Here is a 17231-nt window from a genome sequence, read left to right as displayed (position 1 = left end):
TAATTATTCCTTTTCCGCAAACAGGTCTGCCTGGGGTTTCACGGCCCGTCGCTTCGGCGAAGGTGCAGATTGTGCCTCGATCGGCTCTGCCTTTGCTTCCGGCAGATTCTGGACGGTCAGGCTGTAATCATCCCTGTCCCATTCACACTTGCGCAGAACCGCGAGCGGGATTTTCTTGATGGTCAAATTCAAGAATGCATCGGGCTTTGCATTGAATGCCTTGCAGCAGACCAGCAGGCTACGGTCGTCGCCGACTTCTTCGGAGATGGCGCGCAATTGGTCGCGCGTCAGGCTCTGTGTGGTCACATAGATGAAGTCCCGCTCGGACGAATAGCCATGCATCCAGTAGAACTGCTCGCTCGGCGCATAGGTAAAGCCCATGAGCTTGCAGACTGCCTCTGCGAGCATGGCCGGGTTGTAGTCGGACTGGATGACCCAGTTGCCCCATTTGTCTTTTTCGAGCAGCGAAGGAGCGAGTCTAAAATACCTGAAACCGCCGCCCCCTTTCCAGTCGACGGATTCCGTTATGCCACCATCGTCATCGCCATCGATTACTTTCGTTAGCCTGGGAATGATATGGGTCTGACAATGCTCTCCTAATTCAACCATAATCCAGCGGCGACCCATTTTGTGCGCGACAGCGCCCGTCGTACCGGACCCCGCGAATGAGTCAAGGACAATATCGCCAGGGTTTGTTGCAATTTCGATGACTCGCTTGATAAGCTTTTCTGGCTTCGGTGTCGAAAACGGGTTCCCCGGAAATAATTTTTCCACTTCAAGTTTCGACTCTTGATTATGACCTGCTTCTTCGTATCCCCAGATACTCCGAGGTACTACGGGTTTGGTTTGAGTTAGGAACTTCTTGATGCGCGGCATCGTGCCCTGTCCGTCTTTACCCCAATAAACGAGACCTGCAGCAACGTTTTTTAAATGGCTTTCTTCGTTAAAAGCCCAGACTCTAGTACGGCTTGGCCATATGTCTTTACCCGTGTGGGGCTGCTTAATTGCGTAATACAAGTTGGGTCTTTCTTCGGCCGATTTTGCGCAGGTGTAAGCGGACGAGTTCCATACGCCACGCGGATCGTTATCCGGGTTCCTGTAATTTGCCAGCTGTGCGTCGTTCTTGGCGAGGCGATTGGGTCGCCAAATTTCTTTGTTCTTCGCGTAGACCAAAATATGGTCGAAATCGCCGCTAAAATATTTCGCATCGTTCGCGGGCGAAATTCTTTTGTGCCAGGCGAGATTGGAAACGAAGTTGGCCCTACCAAAAACCTCATCGCACAATACTTTCAGGTAATGTGCTTCGTTATCGTCGATTGTGATCCACAGCGAACCATCCTCAGACAGTAGCCGAAAAATGGCTTCAAGCCGGTCGCGCATGAGTGACAACCAAAGAGAATGCTCGATGCCATCATCGTAGTGTGCAAATGCACTGCCCGTGTTGTAAGGCGGATCGATGAATACACATTTTAATTTACCCGCAAACTCTGATTCGAGAGCCTTTAGGGCTAGTAGATTGTCACCGAAAATCAACCGATTATCGAATAAATCGCTCTCGGCGACCCGACCATTGGCGTGATATGACTTAGTCGGATCTTCAAGAAGAATGCGCGGCTCGAGATGCTGCCGATTATCCTTGCCAATCCATGTTAGTTCGAGGCGCTGCTTTTTCATGCGACCTCCCACCGCACCGTGAACAACGGCGTCAATTCAGGGGAGAGCTTCAGGTTTTCCTGAATTCTATCGAGCATCGATTCCACTTCGGCGCGGATCTCTGCCTTTCGATCAAAAAATGCTGCTTTCATCTTGTCCCGTTTTGCTTCCTGCGCGCTGATACGGCGCTTTTCTGCGAGTTTTTCGCTCATTGCCAGGTTTGAGCCCCGAAGGGCCTTCTTGGCGGCTTTGATTTCGATATCGATGGCCTTGACCTCTGCTTCAAAGGCCCTTTCCAGGTCATCAGCATAGGCGTCCAGTTTTTCGCTTTCCTCTTCAAGCCATGCGTCGTTTTCCGCTTCGGCCAGTGCGAGAAGATCAGCCCGGCGAGCGTTTTCGATGGTGTCCAGATCGGTCATCGGCGCGGCGGTCGCCGGGCCGGCGTCATGCGCGGGAACCGACAGGAGGCGCTCCATCGTTTCCGGATGTGGTGCATCCCCCTCATCCGCCGTGGTCGACAGAACGAGATAATCGCGCACGAGGGCGGCGGTGTTGACGCGCAGCTTAGCCACACGTAGCCAGCCTTTCGATCCTCGTAATGGTTCCACGTCCGCGAGCCGGCCTGGGTAGGCCGACAGATCAAATCGGAGGTGGTTCGTGCCGTCGAACTGGCGGCCCTTGGCGTCAGCAATCACCTTTTGGGCCAGCGTTCCCTCCGTCAGGCGGAAGAACTGCCAGCACCGTTCGTCGGCGAGCGGCCATTCGGTCGTGTACGTGTGGCCTTGATAATCAAAGCGGCGCTCATCATCCGCATGGAATTCCGCCTCCGGCAACTCAGCCCGGGCGATGCGAAGAAGGTCTCGATCGAAGTCGGAGAGATGCTTGCGTATCTCTTCATCCCGGGATTTCAGTTGCCGGATGACCTTTTCGTCAACGTTCTCCAGCAGGCGCTTGCGCGCGTCAAGGACTTGCTCGCTGATCTGCGCCTGTAAGTCGGTTTGCAACTGGTCGAATGCGGTGTTGATCTCGTCTTCATTGCGGGCGGCCTGAACGATCTCAAGAATGCGTTTCTCGATATCGACGCCACGCTCGATCGCGCCCAAGACTTCGTCGCTGGCTCCGAACACCCCGTCGAACAGCCTGAATTTTTGGTCGAGCAGTTCGAAGACGCGCTGTTCGGCCTTGTTCTTCAGGTTGAGGAAGTTGACCACGGTCACGTCGATCTTCTGGCCATAACGGTGGCAGCGACCGATGCGCTGCTCGACACGCTGCGGGTTCCAGGGCAGATCGAAGTTGAAGAGCAGAGAGCAAAATTGCAGGTTGATGCCTTCCGCTCCAGATTCCGTCGCGATCAGGATAGATTTGTGGTCACGAAATGCCTCAACAATCGCGGCCTTCATGTCGGCGCTCTTCGCCCCCGAAATAGCGTCCGAGTCTTTATGACGGGCCAACCAGTCGCGGTAAAGCGCCCCGCTGGAGGCATCGTTGTTCTGGCCGTTGAGAAGAACGATCTCCTCGCCATAGCCGTTGGCCGTGAGCAGATCAGCTAGATAGCGCTGCGTCCGGACAGATTCGGTGAAAATCACCGCTTTCCGCTGGCCGCCCTTCGACTCGATCGTATCGAATGCTCCGGGAAGGGCACTGACAAGCTTGCCGCCCTTCGCGTTCTCCCCGATGGCCAGGGCCAGGGCACGGTATCCCTCGAGTTCGGCGATCTCGGCCGCGAGCTTGACAGGGTCGATATCGTCTTCCTCAACTCCGTCGTCCTCGAATTCTTCCGCCGTTTCGTCGATCGTGTCGTAATCGACAAAGTTCTCAATCGTTGGCCGCTGCTTGTCACGAAGCCGCTCGATGATCTTGGCCAGGGTCTCGGAAACCGCAAACGTCGAAGATCCGAGGATCTTGCGTACGACTAGGGTGACAAGCGCGTTCGGCCTGTCGCCGAAACCGACGGTACCAGGCCGTTGCAGATAAGCCGATACGCCAGCATACAGCTCTGCTTCATCGTCAGACGGCTCGAAAGACAAGGTCAGCGGACTGCGTGCCGTGTATTTGATGAGACCGGCCTGCTGCACCTGCCGACGCAGCGTCCGTTTGCAGACGGCCTCGAGGCGCTTCCGCAGGAACAGGAATGAATTCCTCGTAGACGAAGCGCCGACATACGCGGCACGGAAGCTTTTTTCATCGCCAAAGAAATGCTCATCGATCACGGAGACGAGGCCGTAGAGCTCCATCAGGGAGTTCTGCAGCGGCGTGGCTGTAAGTAGGATCTTGAAACAATCGGCGGTCGCGTCACGCAGTCGCTTGGCACGCAAGCCAGTTCCCTGCTTGTAGACGTTCCGAAGCCGATGCGCTTCGTCATAGACGACGAGGTCCCACGATTCCCGCTGGACATCTTCCGCTTTCGTGGCGGCAAACTCATAGGAGGTGACGAGGATGCTGTCGGCAACATTGAAAGGGCGGGGGTTCCCGTTCCTTTTAGCCAAGTTGTAGCTCCTGCTCTCGATGATCGTCGAAGGCAGCGAGAATTTCTCGATCAGCTCCTGACTCCATTGCTTCCGCAACGATGCCGGGACAATTAGAAGTATTTTGCGTTTGCGCTCGGCCCATCTTTGCGCAATAACAAGACTCGCCTCGATGGTTTTCCCGAGACCGACTTCGTCGGCCAGGACGACCCCTTTGGACAATGGAGATGCGAGCGCGAACAGGGCAGCATCGACCTGATGCGGATTCATGTCGACGCGTGCAGTTGAGAGGGATTGCGCGAGCGCGTCGTCCCCTATACCTTCGAGCGTAATACGGTGCGCAAAAAAGCTGCTTTGATGCTTCGTGAATTTGTGGGATGTAGTCATTGTCCGCCAAAGCCTTCCTGAAACACCAGCATTCTCCCTTTTTCCTATGCTGCAAAATTGCAGCCAACCCTTATAACGGCTCGATCTCGCTAACGATGGGACACACTGGGGGAGACCTAGCCTCTCTGGCGCCTGATTTGCTTCGGCTCCGGGAACTTTAGACGTTGCTTCATGCCGACTGGCATATTCTAAGGGAAATGCTGGCGAATCCCTTTCGCCGCTCCCGGTCCTGTCGCATTTGCTCTCCGGACCTATCAAAGCCGCTCAGGCCATCCGGTACGCGAGATGTCGCGCCTCACTAGCCTCTCGCGCAACACGATTCAGAAATACCTGCTGACGTGCAGGACGAGCTGAAGTACCAGCGCAAGGCGACGCCGAGGCAGCTGCCCCCGTTTCACGAGATGCGACGCAGGCACTGGCCGTCGATGCCCGGCGCCCGAAGCAGGAGCGGCGTACGGGGCAGATGTTCTTCCAGCAGATCCAGGCGGCTTGGTTATGACAGTTACTATTCCCGGGTGGCCGACTTCATCCGCGCGTGGCGGCAGCGTGCAGGCGAGACGGCGCCGAACACAGTGTCACGCCGTTGCACGTCGACATGGGCGAGGCATTCCAGTTCGACGGGAGCGAGGAAGGGCTGGTAATCGGCGGCTGCCAAGCCGCTTCGATTCTAGATTTTTGAAATCACATATCACGGCCTTGAGCACTGCAACAGCGTGGCGCTCGGCCCGTGCAATCCCGCACCGGCAAACTTGCCCCTGGAGTCCGGTGATGTTTCAAGTCTCTCCCTTCTCTTTTCTGATCTCATTCGCGATCTGCTTCGCGCTCGGCGCAATTTCAACGCTCTGCGTCGGCTGCTACGTCAACCACGTCCGGCAGTAAGCGGCACGCCGCCATGTCTGATCATTACCCACCCTGTCCACCATTCGACGAGGACGACGACGATACGTGGCAGCATGGGCCGACGCGTCCACATAGCCACGGGTTTGAGCAGGAGCCGTCCCGCCCGTCCGAACACGCCATCCCACCCTACTGCCCCAATACGGGCAACGCAATCTACGCCTGCCCCGCGTGCAACTCGGTCCGGACTGCGCCACGCCACCTTGCACGCCGTATCGGAGGCGCGCTCGGCGCAGCGGCGGGCGGCACCAGCGCGATAGCTGCTGCGCTGTCCGGCGCGGAACTCGGTGCCGCTGCAGGCACCCTCGGCGGGCCGGTCGGCGTGCTGTGCGGCGCGATTGCCGGGGCCATCCTCGCTGGCCTGGCCGGTGCCGCTGCAGGCTGCGCAGCCGGTGCAGCGCTCGGTGAGCGCATTGACCATACCGTGCTCGCGAACTGGCGTTGCCGCGACTGCGGGCACGCCTTCTCCGTGCAGGCCGACTGAGCGCCCGTCACTTTCTCATCCCTACCCTTTTATCGTTTGCCCGGCCCTGCGCCGGGCTCTATGCCGCTTATAGGAGTTTTATGCACCTCATCCACTCAATGGCGTATACAGGCCAGCAACCATGGCACGGCCTCGGCAATCAGCTTTCCCCGAAACAGCCAATCGAAGTGTGGGCACGCGAAGCCGGAATGAACTGGACCATCGAATCGGCCGACGTGCGATTCGTGTCCGGCAGTGCTGGCGCCAATCTCGGCTCTATCCACTGCTTTCCCGAACAGAAGGTGCTGTACCGGAGCGATAGCAAGCTGCCCCTGAGTGTCGTGTCGGCGCGATATCAGGTCGTCCAGCCCCGCGAGATTCTGGAATTTTATCGCGACCTGACCGAGGTCGGCGGCTTCGAGCTGGAGACCGCCGGCGTCCTGAAAGATGGCAAGAAGCTCTGGGCACTCGCTCGCACGGGCCACTCCGTCTCGCTCAAGGGTCGCGACGAGGTAAACGGCTACCTGCTGCTGGCAACCGCCTGCGATGGCACGCTCGCGACCACCGCGCAATTCACGTCGGTACGCGTGGTCTGCAATAACACCTTGCAAATTGCACTCGGCGAAAGCGCCGGTGCCGTCAAGGTGCCCCACCGCAGCCAGTTCGATGCGCAAGCCGTCAAACGCCAGCTCGGCATCGCGATTTCCTCGTGGGACGGGTTCATCGCTCGCATGAAGGCGCTGGCTGACTGCAAGGTGAACGATGCTGCCGTCGAAACGTTCCTACGCCGCGTGCTCACCTATCCGACAAGCGGGGCCGACACCGAGATCGCAACCAACGACCGTGCCGTCAAAGCGGTTCAAGCCCTGTACGCCGGTCGCGGCAAGGGGGCTACGTTGCCCTCGGCGGCCAGCACCGCGTGGGGAGTCGTCAATTCGATCACCGAATTCGTCGATCACCATCGTCGCGCACGCAGCGACGATCACCGGCGCGATGCCGCGTGGTTCGGTGCGGGCGCCGCGCTCAAGCAAAAAGCGTGGGACGAAGCAATGAAGCTCGTTGCCTGAATCCATGTTCGTGACGACATAGACGCCCGGCCGGGATCTCCCGCCGGGCGTCGTCTTTTGTGGAGGTTGCCATGTCACTACCTGAACCGGCCGGACGCGGCCAGAATCGCCCTGCCCTGCGCCTCGTGGAGACGAAGGATCTATCTCGCGAGGACTGGCTGGAGGTACGGAAATCCGGGATCGGCGGCTCGGATGCGGCCGCTGCCGTGGGCCTGAATCCGTACATGAGCCCGCTCGAACTGTGGCTGAGCAAAACCGGGCGCGATACGACTTTGCCTCGCCCTGATCCGAACGATACGGCAGAGCCCGTGTACTGGGGCACCCTGCTGGAGCCGATCGTTGCGGCGTCGTACACGAAGCAGACCGGCAACAAGGTTCGGCGGGTCAATGCCGTGCTCCAGCACCCGACGATCCCGTTCATGCTCGCAAACGTCGATCGCGAGGTCGTGGGCAATCGCGATGTCCATCTGCTCGAATGCAAGACGGCGGGCGAATTTGGTGCGCGCCTTTGGCGCGGTGGCGTACCGGAATACGTTCAGCTTCAGGTGCAGCATCAACTGGCCGTGACAGGAAAGCAGGCTGCCGATGTGGCGGTGTTGCTTTGCGGGCAGCGATTGGAGGTGCATCACGTCGAGCGCGACGACGGGCTCATTGCCCGTCTGATCGAACTCGAGGCCGCGTTCTGGCGTTTCGTGGAAACCGATACGCCGCCCCCGGCGGATGGATCAGATTCGGCGGATTGTGCGCTGCGCTGTTTGTATCCGGGGGCGGGCGGCACGGTCGATTTCACCGGCGACCGAGCCCTGTCAGCAGCATTTGCCGATCTGGTGGCGGTACGAGCGGAGCTCGATGCTCGCCAGCAGGTCGAGGCCGAGCTGAAGCAGTCGATTCAACAGGCAATGGGTGAGGCTGACCGGGCGATGTTCGAGACCGGCGAGGTTTCGTTCAAGCGCAGCAAGGACAGCGCTGGCGTCGATCTGAAACGACTGCTTGCCGATCGCCCCCATCTTGCCTCGCAGTACGCCATCACGAAACCGGGTTCTCGCCGGTTTCTCGTCTCGACCTGACTGCCGTGTTTCCGGTCGCCCGTGCGGTTCCCGTTGCAGTTCCCTTCCTTCGATTTACTCCCTCTGTTTACATCTACAGGAGAAGCGTCATGCTGAAAGGCCTGAGCATTACCCCGCCCGTCGTCGGACGGATTTCGATCGGCCGCGTGGTCGAGAAGAACGGGAAGCGTCTGCCCGAAAAAGACGATCAATTCACCATCACCACGCAGGTGCAGAACCGCGACGGCTGGCTGCTCCATCCACTCAACGAGGAACTGCGCAAGCTGACCCCTGGCAAGCTGCGCTCGATTCCGGTCCGCTTCCTGTTCAATGATCCGGATTTGAATCTCCGCGCCGAGTATTCGTGCTTCGACCGCAACAATGGACGCCCCGTCTGTGTCGGCAACGGCGCGACTTGCCGCCGTGTGGGTAACGCCGGTATCGAAGAACTGCCGTGCCCGTCGCCCGATGGCTGCACCTTTGGTCAGGGTGGTGCCTGCAAGCCCTACGGGCGGTTGAATGTCTTGATCGGCGACGAAGACGAGATGGGCTCGTTCATCTTCCGCACGACTTCGTATAACTCGATCCGGACGCTCGCCGCTAGGCTGCACTATTTCAGTGCAGTATCTGGCAACCTCCTCTCCTGCCTGCCGCTCGAACTGAAGCTGCGCGGTAAAAGCACCACGCAGAGCTACCGATCAGCTATCTACTACGTCGATATCGGCGTGCGGTCCGGCGGTTCGCTCGAAGAAGCCATCGTGCAGGCGCGTGAGCTGGATGCGCGTCGTCGGGCAGCCGGCTTCGACCAGATGGCGCTCGATGCCGCGGCGCGTGCCGGGTTCGCCAACGGTGCGTTCGAAGACAGTGACGAAGATGCCGCGGCGGTCGTGGACGAGTTCTTCCCGGCTGAGTCGGGTGACGGTGGAAGTCACGGCAGCGGTCACGGCGAAACCAACCCCGAAGTCACGCCCAGTCTGAAAGACCGTCTGGCTCAGTGTGCCGCGTTACTCGGTGGGGAAGCGGCATGACGAAGCTCCGCCCCGTCCTGCTTCTGGCGATTGCGGCAACGGGAACGTCGATATGCATGTCGGTGCTAGCCGGCTGGCAACGCGGCGGGTGGTTGTCGGAACGGCTGGTGTGGATCGCAACAGGTGTCGTGCTGGTCGCTGGCGCGCACCTGTTGCCAGCCCAATGCCGTTCGGTTCCGTCCGCGATCCGGCCTGTCAGCGGACTGCTGTGGCTGGCCTGCATGGCCGCTACTGCCTACGGACATGGCGTGTTCATCCTGTTCGCGCAGCAACACGCGGGGGCTGTCCGGCAAGCGTCGCTCCCGGTTGTTTCCGTCCCGGTGCACCGCGCTCTGCCGGTCGTCATGAGGGAGCGGGCAGAAGTTGTGGCGTCTCTGGCGACGGCCAAGGCCCGCCGATGTGTCGGCAACTGCGCAACGCTGCAAATCCGTCGCACATCTCTGACAGCCAGGCTCGATGCGCTCGAAGCCGAAGCGGCTCAGGTGCGGCGGTATCAGGCCATCGAGGACAGTAACGTCGCGCACCGTGACTCGGCACGTGACGATCCCGTCACGAGCCGGCTCGTTGCCGTCATCGGCTCGACGCAAGCCAAGCTCGATCTGCTCGCCGGGCTAATGTTCGCTACCGTGCTGGAATGCGTGGCGTGCCTGTTGTGGTGGCTTGCCTTGATGCCGACGGAGCGCAAGCCCCGAATCGCGGATCGTCGAAAAGCAGCTCCGCCCGTCACTGCAACACCGCTCGTCACGACACCTGCGCCGACCTACGCTCCAGAAACGGAAAGCGAAGTCACGAAGCTGAAGCGTGACATCGAGGCAGGGATCGTGAAACCCACTGTCGTCAGCATCCGTCAGCACCTCGGCTGCTCCCAGGCGAAAGCCGCCGCACTGCGCAAGCAGGTCATCCAACTGTCGTAACCGGGCGCGTTCTGCGCTCGACACTTCCTTCAAATCACGAGTGACGCATCCGGTTCGCCGGAGGCCGACGCTCGTCTATACGTCGGAGAACAAGATGCACTCAAGTACCCGCCTGAAACCGTTGTTCCATCCAGGAAAGTTGCTGGTCACACCGGACGCACTGGAAACGCTGCGAACCAACAAGATACCGGTCATCAGCGTCATGCTCCGTCATATCGCTGGCGACTGGGGCTGCGTGTCGGATGACGACGCGCGTCAAAACGATCTATCGATTGCTGCCGGCTTGCGTCTGCTGTCGATCTACCCCCTGCCGGATGGCGCACGGATCATCGTCGTAACCGAGTGGGATCGCTCACAAACCACCATCGAACTGCTCGGACAGGTCATGTTCGGACGTGAGCAACACCAGGCTGGCACGCCGAAGCGCGCACGGCAGCCGGCATGGTCCGTCATCGACTACGTACAGGAGGGCCGCCGCACATGAGTATCGGCACGGGAAGCAGGCGGCGCTTTCCGATAGGCCGGCCCGTCATCACACCTGCGGCTCAGACTGCGCTCGATGCGGCAGGTATCCCGGGTGTCCTGCTGCTAGCCCGGCACGCGAACTGCGACTGGGGTGAACTGTCGGTCGAGGATCTCGCGGCGAACGAACTGGCCTTGGTGACCGGCCGGCGGCTGCTCTCGAGCTACGACCTGCCTGGCGGCGAAAAAATCTGGGTGATCACCGAAGCCGACGGCTCGGCAACGACGACTCTGCTTCCCGACGACTATTGACGGGGATTGCTGCCTCGCTGGGCAGCGTCTGGTCCAGCCCCTTCGCTCCGCGATCAAGGCCAGGCGCACCGATCGGTGCGTCTGGTCAGATCCGGGCGACATATTTTTTTTCGGATCGATGCTCGCTTCGAGCGTCGCTAACCGATCCCGAGCGGCCGCTCGACGACATCACATCAAACTGTCTCTTACCGGAAACATAACGGCCATTCACTGATTGCATTCGCTAGCTGCAAGTGGGTGCCATGTGCGCGTTTTCACAATCTACCGCTCGACGGCGACCAGAACGGCAGTTTGAAATATGCGCGCCAACGCATTCCGCTGTGTGAATCTGCGGAGATCGCGGCAGATGATTTCCGATAGAGCTTGGGACGAGTTCGCACTATCGGTAGTTTATGCCGGCTTCGTGCGGTACCGTACATACGTCTCAAAACCTGCGCTTTGCTTTCGTTGCTATGTCATCTAGCCTTCAACACATCTGTTTTTCAACGCTGTAATCGGGCACAAACTACAAGCGGTTTGCAAAGACGTCTCCGGAAGGGAGTGGAGTCCATATGAACCGAAACTACCTCGTGTTTGCAGTTTCGTTGCTCTTCGCAGCCTGCGGAGGTGGAATAGATAATTCAAACACTGGATCAACAACGTCGCCGCCGCCGGGGAATTCAACGCCCACTTCGACAGATACTGCGCAAGCGACGATCCCAGCAAGTGGAGGCTCGGTCACGCTCCCACGCGTAGCGACGATAACTTTTCCCAACGGAAGCTTCAACAACAACCAATCAGTGACGCTCGCGAAAACATCGGAACAGAGCACCGCCGACACGTTCACAGATTCCGCCAGTGTATTCGGCGTGTCGCAGCGCATCCCCTATGAGATCAGGCTGAACACAGGCGCCTCGGTTCCGGCCGATGGTGTTGAGGTCACGATAACTGTGCCCTCTGACTTTTTGTCGAAGGTGCAATCAAACGAAGTAGTGGAGGTCTTCGTCCAAGTGCCCCAAGCAGGCGCGGACAACGAGAATTTAGACGTCTTCACTTTGGTGCCGTCTACTTTCGACGCTACGAAAGGTACCGTAACAGTGACTCTTCCGCCCGCCGTTTTTTCGAATCAGCGCCGCCAAGACGGAAACTATGAACTGGTCGTGACGTTGGCTTCGGTGCCGGCTACATCTCGCGAACCGTTGAATACCACGAACGCTCAGCAAAGTGTCAAGGCGCAAGGTACGGCCCAGCCGGATTGCCCTATCGCGATCGGGCCTCCCCTCATCCGGCCGCTAGAAATCACCAGCAATTTCGCTCCTGTAAGGCCGCAGCCAGTGACAGGGCAGCCGCGACCGCACGAGGGCACAGATTTCCGCGCCGCAGACGGCGATTCAGTGATAGCTGTGGCAGACGGGCTTGTGTCAAGCGTCCGGAAAAGCCCGTCTTACGGAAACGTGATCGAAATCAAGATCGCGTCGTCCGGTGACCCAACCAATTACGGTGCGATCGTCCGATACGCGCATCTCAAGGATGACAGCACACTCGTTCAAGTGGGCACTTTGGTAAAAAAGGGGGACCTCATTGCCGCGGCAGATACGACTGGAAAGGATCTGACGGGCCCCCATCTCCATTTCGAATACGTGCCCAATGGCAAAAACTTCGGAACACATCAGCAGATTGACCCCACGACGTGTATAGGAAAGGTCTCGGGGAGTATTCAAGTCGGCGATAACGGCAGTGCTGCAGACGACGCGTTTCTAGTGGTGTTGGACTCGCTGACTCTGGGAACGACCACAATCGGTGCAAGCAACAACTTTGCGGTAAGCAGCCTGAACCCGGGCAACCATTCGCTTACGGTTACTGCAGTTACTGCGCCGGATAATGATGGAACGCTCGGAATCACGCTAAGCGATGGACTGACGTTTCAGAACGGGCTATCTCAGGTATCCGCCGATCTGACCCAAGGTCAGACTGTGACCTACACGATAGTTGTGCCTCAGCCGGGACCTTCGAATCCAAACATCGCTCAGAAACGTCCCTTCTTGAGACGTCAAGACGTTAAGTGAGCCTCGGGCTCCGAGGGGCTGGAAGACAATGCGCCGCCGGTGGAGGGCCGTTTCCTGCGCGGAGCCGACGTTCGAACGTCCAAATCCAAAACACAGGCCAATGGCCGTACATGGCCGGACTCGGCCGGCCGCAGTCCCATCAGACTGCGACTGGCTCAACCCGACCCGAAGCGTCCATTCGCTCCGTTCGCGCGCAAAGGGCAGCTATTGAAGCTGAAGCGACGCGTGAATGTCGATGCGTTCGTCCGGATCGGGCCCAGGGAGCTCGAAGCATCGTGTGTCGATGGAGGCGGGTGCCAGAACACGGGGGGAGCAATCGGTTCATCAAATTATCGTAAGCGCCCCCAGTTTACCGCTATCATTTTTACACACTGTAATTTGACAAGGTCAATTGATGGGCGCGTCATTACCTCCTGTTGAATCTCGCGTCGCGGTGCTTGTGGATTGCGACAATACCCGGCCAGAGATTTTGGATTACGCCTTGAGGGTGGTTGCCCAGTTCGGACGAGTGGTCCTTCGTCGTGGCTATGGCAATCACAGCACGCTCACCAAGACTTGGCAGGAGGCGCTGGTTCGGCAGGCATTCACTCCCTGTCTGCAATTCCAGTACGCGTCTGGCAAAAACACCGCTGACATCGCCCTCGCGCTCGACGCCCTCGAAGCCATGTTCGACGATCGTGCAGACAAGTTTTGCCTGGTGACCAGCGATTCCGACTGCGTATTTCGGGGAAGCTGGACACGCGTTTCGCGTGAAGGCGGACAGGTGTTTCGCGCGAAGCTGGACAGTCGGAGCGCAGCGACGCAGGGGTTTTCTGTTTTTACTCTGCCTGCAGGTTTTCGGTCAAACTAATTTTTAGTTTTCGCATCGATTCGCCCTTCATGTTGATCCGATACGTGTTGTGAACAAGCCGGTCGAGAATGGCGTCGGCAAGTGTCGGATCACCAAGCGCGCCATGCCAGTTTTCGACAGGAATTTGACTCGTCGCGATGGTTGAACGGCGACCGTGGCGGTCATCAAGTATTTCGAGCAGGTCGCGCCGGGCGCTGTCAGGCATTGGTGCCATCGCGAAGTCATCCATCAACAGTACGTCCGTTTTGGCCCACTGCGCGAGCGCTCGCGCGTATCGGCCGCTGCCGTGCGCAATAGCGAGTTCCTCTGTGAGTCGCGGCATCTTGAGATAGGCCACCGTGTAGCCTAAGCGGCATGCCTGATTGGCAAGCGCGCATCCGAGCCAGGTCTTACCGAGGCCGGTCGCGCCGATAATCAGCGTGTTGTGCTTCTCCCGAATCCATTCGCCGGTCAGCAAGCGGCCCATGAGTGCGCGATCGAGCCCGCGCGGGGTGCGGTAGTCGATGTCTTCGGCCACGGCATCGGAGAACTTCAGCTTGGCACGCCGAAGGCGCGATGAGGTTTGCCTAGATTCGCGCTCGCTTGCTTCGCGCTCCACAAGCAAGCCCAAGCGCTCTTCGAAACCCAGCGCTTCGATATCGGGGTTATTCTGCTGTTGCGCCAAGGCGGCTGCCATGCCGTTCAGCCTCAGCGCGTGAAGCTTGTCGATCGTTGGATGGTTGAGCATGCGTCCTCTTCAATGGTAGTAGTCGGGGCCGCGCACATTGGGATGTGTGAGCGGTAAGCTGGCCTGATCCGTTTCTGTCTGAGGCGACTGGTCCAGACCGTTCTTCAGCGTCGAGCTAATGAAACGGTAGCTTGGCGCCTTCAGATCGATGGCGCGGCAGCACGCGGCTTCCAGCCGCGCATTGCCATGGTCTTTGCCGAGGCGAAGCACGCCAAGGCAGGCGCGATAGGCTTGTTGAGGATGCTGTCGGCCGCCGAGCAAGTGCTGGATCACGGCGGCGGTATGCGGGCCGATACGCATGGCCCAGTCGTACAGGCGCTGTGCTCCCCATCCGCTGACCTCTTGATGGTGAGGCGGCATGTGCGCATTAACCGTAGTGTGGTGACCACGTCGAGTGCTTCGCGCGTGGGCGGCGATACGCGTGCCTCGGTGGAAGATCTCGACTGTCCCGTTCGTATATCGAACGTCGACCTGTTGACGCGCGAAGCGATGCGGTACAGAGTAATAGTGAACGTCAATGTCGACGTGGTAGTCGAGTCCCACGCGCGCCACCTTCCAGTCAGCATATTGATAGCGCAGCAATGGAAGCGCCTTCAGCGATGAGCGTTCGAATTCATCGAAGGTGCTGCGGCGCGATCCCGGCAGCTTCTTGAAGGATTTGTTGTTCAAGTCGACCAGGAGTGACGCGATCGCAGAGTTTGCCTCGGCCAGGCTAAAGAAACGGTGCTTGCGAAGTCGGGCGAGAATGTAGCGTTGGACAAGGAGCACGCCTTGCTCGACCTTGGCTTTATCACGGGGCTTTTTACTTCGGGCCGGGATGACAGCCAGAGAATAATGCGAGGCCATTTCTCCGTATGTTCGATTGATAATGGGATCGTAAAAGCTCGGCTTGTGCACACCCGATTTAAGGTTGTCGGGCGTGACGATCTCAGGACAACCGCCCATAAATTCGAATGTTCGAATGTGAGAGCCAATCCAGTCAGAACTCTGCTGATGGAGTCCAGGTCGCTTCCGCATACGTATAGTTCGAGGCTCCCAGCACGGCCACGAACAACTCAGCCTCCCGGATTTCGCCCGTATCCGCATTGATGATCGCAACCTTGTCGCCTGAGTAGTCGACGAACAACTTCTCGCCCGGAGCGTGTGTTTGCCGCAAGGTTAGCGGAAGCGCATTCGCCCATTCGCTGTATCGTGTGCAAAACCAGGTGTACGCGTAACCGTCGGGGTGCTCGGCCTTGTACTCGTTCCAGAGCAGGTCGAGCGTCACGCCTTTGCGGGCAAGCTCCCGCCTCACGGTCGGCCAGTGCGGTGCGGGACGTTCTCCTTCCACACGCGGCGGCGGCGGAAACAGGCGTGCCTCGAGTTCATCATCGCTGAGCGTTAGCGGCAGCGGGTAGCTTAAGCCTGCCCGTTCCAGACGGCGGACATATTGCCCAACGGTGGTGGGCGACGTGCCCAACGCCCGGCCGACTTCCCGATGATTAAAGCCGCATTCGAAATGTAGGCGCAGCGCTTCTCGAATTTTACGCATGGTCAACTTTGGAAATGCCATGTAGACGCCCCGACGAAATCGTCAAGGGTGCCACGGTTGACCTGCGTCGCTACTTTACGACCTTACTGTCCAGCCTGGCGCGAAATCGCTGTCCAGCTTGCCGTGAAATCCGTGTCCAGCTTCGTGTGAAAAGCCTGTCCAGCTTGCCGCGAAATCCTTGTCCAGCTTGGTGTGAAATACGCAATTCCGACTTTGCCTACCTCTGCCGCAAGCTCCGGGAACGCGGAGCGGTTGTCTCTGTCGTCGGTGAATCGAAAACACCTGAGGCATTGCGGAATTCGAGCGATCAGTTTTTTGAATGGGCGCCACCCACAGTATCGGCAGACGGTGAATCAACCGAGTCTTCAAGAGAACTGAAGGCAGATCCTCCGAAGGCACACGCCATAAAGCCACGGCCGAAGTTCGTCGTGGAAGCCGTCGCGCTGCTATCGAATAGCGTGCCCGACGGACAAGTCCATGTGAGTTCGTTGGGCCAGTACCTTAAGCGAACCGACCCAGGCTTTTCTCCAGGTGCCTACGACTACTCCGGCTTACTGGACATGTTGAAAGCCTATAACCTTCTCGCTCTCAAAAGGGAACACGGTGGCCACTACACCGTGAGCCTGATGCGCCCGGGGGCGCGGGAAAACGGTCCTGAGGGAGAGGCCCCATCGGTCCATGTGGTAGCTTGACAACACGCCGAGCATCCGGCGCCGATTCCTGCCGATTGACAGACTTCGGAGTGGAGCGGTCATTCGGACGCCACTCGGGGACAGGTCATCGGCCATCATTCGAGTATCGGCCATGCTCAAGCGGCTACACGTCACTTTCGGATTTTCCGATTGATAACAGCGACCGCCCGTCGCCGATTACCGCGTTGGCTTTGCGTGGACTCAAATGTGCGCTAGCGCACCATTCTCTGTTCAAATATTGCCAGCCTTCACTATGCTTCAGGCACGCTCGATGGACTTAGACTTAGACGGTCTTGATCGGCGTTTTGCAGGCGGGAGGGGCGGGTTTCAGCGCGCCGTGAGAGAATAAAAAACCGGCGCCGCATGTCAGAAAAAGGATATCAATGGATCAGTTCGGCACGAAACTGACGGCACCAGTCCTTTCCGTCGACTCAGCACTAGGGTTTTCGGCCTACGGCTTTGGCTGGGGATACTGTGCCTTTGCGCTGCCTTCCAGCGCGGTTTGCGAACAGCTCGGCGCCGCTAACGAGCCCCCCAAACAACTGATACTTGGCTTCGAACTTGGCAAGCGCAAGATCCTGCATGCCGTCGAGCAAAAAGCATTTCCGCGCACCGGCGAACGGATAACGCTATCGGCCGCCGATCTCTGACATTGGCTGACTCGCCGCCTATGCCAAAAGCACTGGCGCATC

13 protein-coding genes and 2 pseudogenes are annotated in these 17231 nt (G+C 58.8%); 11 read left to right on the top strand and 4 right to left on the bottom strand.

Annotated elements, in window-relative coordinates; genetic code table 11:
* Positions 1 to 3 precede the first annotated feature (3 nt).
* Both BLW71_RS18240 and BLW71_RS18235 read right to left on the bottom strand, forming a co-directional pair.
* A complete protein-coding gene (locus BLW71_RS18240) occupies positions 4 to 1674 on the bottom strand; it encodes a site-specific DNA-methyltransferase (protein WP_091798616.1) in 1671 nt (556 codons plus the stop codon).
* On the bottom strand, positions 1671 to 4505 hold the full coding sequence (locus tag BLW71_RS18235; protein ID WP_091798613.1) for an SNF2-related protein: 2835 nt from the start codon (positions 4503 to 4505) through the stop codon (positions 1671 to 1673). The genes BLW71_RS18240 and BLW71_RS18235 overlap by 4 nt, the downstream gene beginning before the upstream one ends.
* Before the next feature lie 892 nt (positions 4506 to 5397).
* On the opposite strand from BLW71_RS18235, the gene BLW71_RS18230 reads away from it, so the two are divergent.
* The 9 genes and pseudogenes from BLW71_RS18230 to BLW71_RS18190 form a co-directional block, all read left to right on the top strand.
* Complete coding sequence (locus BLW71_RS18230) at positions 5398 to 5886, top strand: hypothetical protein (RefSeq protein ID WP_218157123.1); 489 nt, start codon at positions 5398 to 5400, stop codon at positions 5884 to 5886.
* An 80-nt stretch (positions 5887 to 5966) separates the two neighbouring features.
* Positions 5967 to 6932 (top strand): DUF932 domain-containing protein, encoded by a 966-nt coding sequence (locus tag BLW71_RS18225; protein WP_091798610.1) that lies wholly within the window; start codon positions 5967 to 5969, stop codon positions 6930 to 6932.
* A gap of 71 nt (positions 6933 to 7003) precedes the next feature.
* Positions 7004 to 7999 carry a YqaJ viral recombinase family nuclease gene (locus tag BLW71_RS18220; RefSeq protein WP_091798607.1) on the top strand — a complete coding sequence of 332 codons (996 nt, stop codon included), beginning with the start codon at positions 7004 to 7006 and terminating at the stop codon, positions 7997 to 7999.
* A gap of 89 nt (positions 8000 to 8088) precedes the next feature.
* Positions 8089 to 9006: a recombination directionality factor gene (locus tag BLW71_RS18215; RefSeq protein ID WP_091798603.1), complete on the top strand. Its 918-nt coding sequence runs from the start codon at positions 8089 to 8091 to the stop codon at positions 9004 to 9006.
* Positions 9003 to 9920 (top strand): hypothetical protein, encoded by a 918-nt coding sequence (locus BLW71_RS18210; protein ID WP_091798600.1) that lies wholly within the window; start codon positions 9003 to 9005, stop codon positions 9918 to 9920. Before BLW71_RS18215 ends, BLW71_RS18210 begins: the two co-directional genes overlap by 4 nt.
* 94 nt (positions 9921 to 10014) lie before the next feature.
* Positions 10015 to 10404: a hypothetical protein gene (locus BLW71_RS18205; RefSeq protein WP_091798597.1), complete on the top strand. Its 390-nt coding sequence runs from the start codon at positions 10015 to 10017 to the stop codon at positions 10402 to 10404.
* Complete coding sequence (locus tag BLW71_RS18200) at positions 10401 to 10694, top strand: hypothetical protein (RefSeq protein ID WP_091798593.1); 294 nt, start codon at positions 10401 to 10403, stop codon at positions 10692 to 10694. Before BLW71_RS18205 ends, BLW71_RS18200 begins: the two co-directional genes overlap by 4 nt.
* Positions 10695 to 11245: 551 nt before the next feature.
* On the top strand, positions 11246 to 12739 hold the full coding sequence (locus tag BLW71_RS18195) for a M23 family metallopeptidase (RefSeq protein ID WP_091798590.1): 1494 nt from the start codon (positions 11246 to 11248) through the stop codon (positions 12737 to 12739).
* Positions 12740 to 13133: 394 nt separating this feature from the next.
* A pseudogene (locus tag BLW71_RS18190) lies at positions 13134 to 13463 on the top strand (NYN domain-containing protein); the annotation flags it as partial.
* Between the two features lie 94 nt (positions 13464 to 13557).
* Here the strand turns inward: BLW71_RS18190 and istB are convergent.
* Positions 13558 to 14316: an IS21-like element helper ATPase IstB gene (gene istB, locus BLW71_RS18185; RefSeq protein WP_091798587.1), complete on the bottom strand. Its 759-nt coding sequence runs from the start codon at positions 14314 to 14316 to the stop codon at positions 13558 to 13560.
* Positions 14317 to 14325: 9 nt separating this feature from the next.
* Positions 14326 to 15868 (bottom strand): annotated as a pseudogene (gene istA, locus BLW71_RS18180) (IS21 family transposase).
* Here istA and BLW71_RS18175 point away from each other — a divergent pair.
* Together BLW71_RS18175 and BLW71_RS18170 are read left to right on the top strand one after the other, a co-directional pair.
* Positions 15862 to 16539, top strand: coding sequence for an OST-HTH/LOTUS domain-containing protein (locus tag BLW71_RS18175; protein WP_091798583.1), 678 nt, complete (start codon positions 15862 to 15864; stop codon positions 16537 to 16539). The pseudogene istA and the gene BLW71_RS18175 sit on opposite strands and share 7 nt — an antisense overlap.
* A gap of 383 nt (positions 16540 to 16922) precedes the next feature.
* Positions 16923 to 17189, top strand: a complete 267-nt coding sequence (locus BLW71_RS18170; RefSeq protein WP_091798579.1) for a hypothetical protein — start codon at positions 16923 to 16925, stop codon at positions 17187 to 17189.
* Positions 17190 to 17231 lie beyond the last annotated feature (42 nt).

Origin of the sequence: Burkholderia sp. WP9 (assembly GCF_900104795.1) — a bacterium.
Taxonomy (GTDB): Bacteria; Pseudomonadota; Gammaproteobacteria; order Burkholderiales; family Burkholderiaceae; genus Paraburkholderia.
The sequence above is the reverse complement of the archived record's forward strand: the minus strand, read 5'-3'. Positions and strand labels throughout refer to the sequence as shown.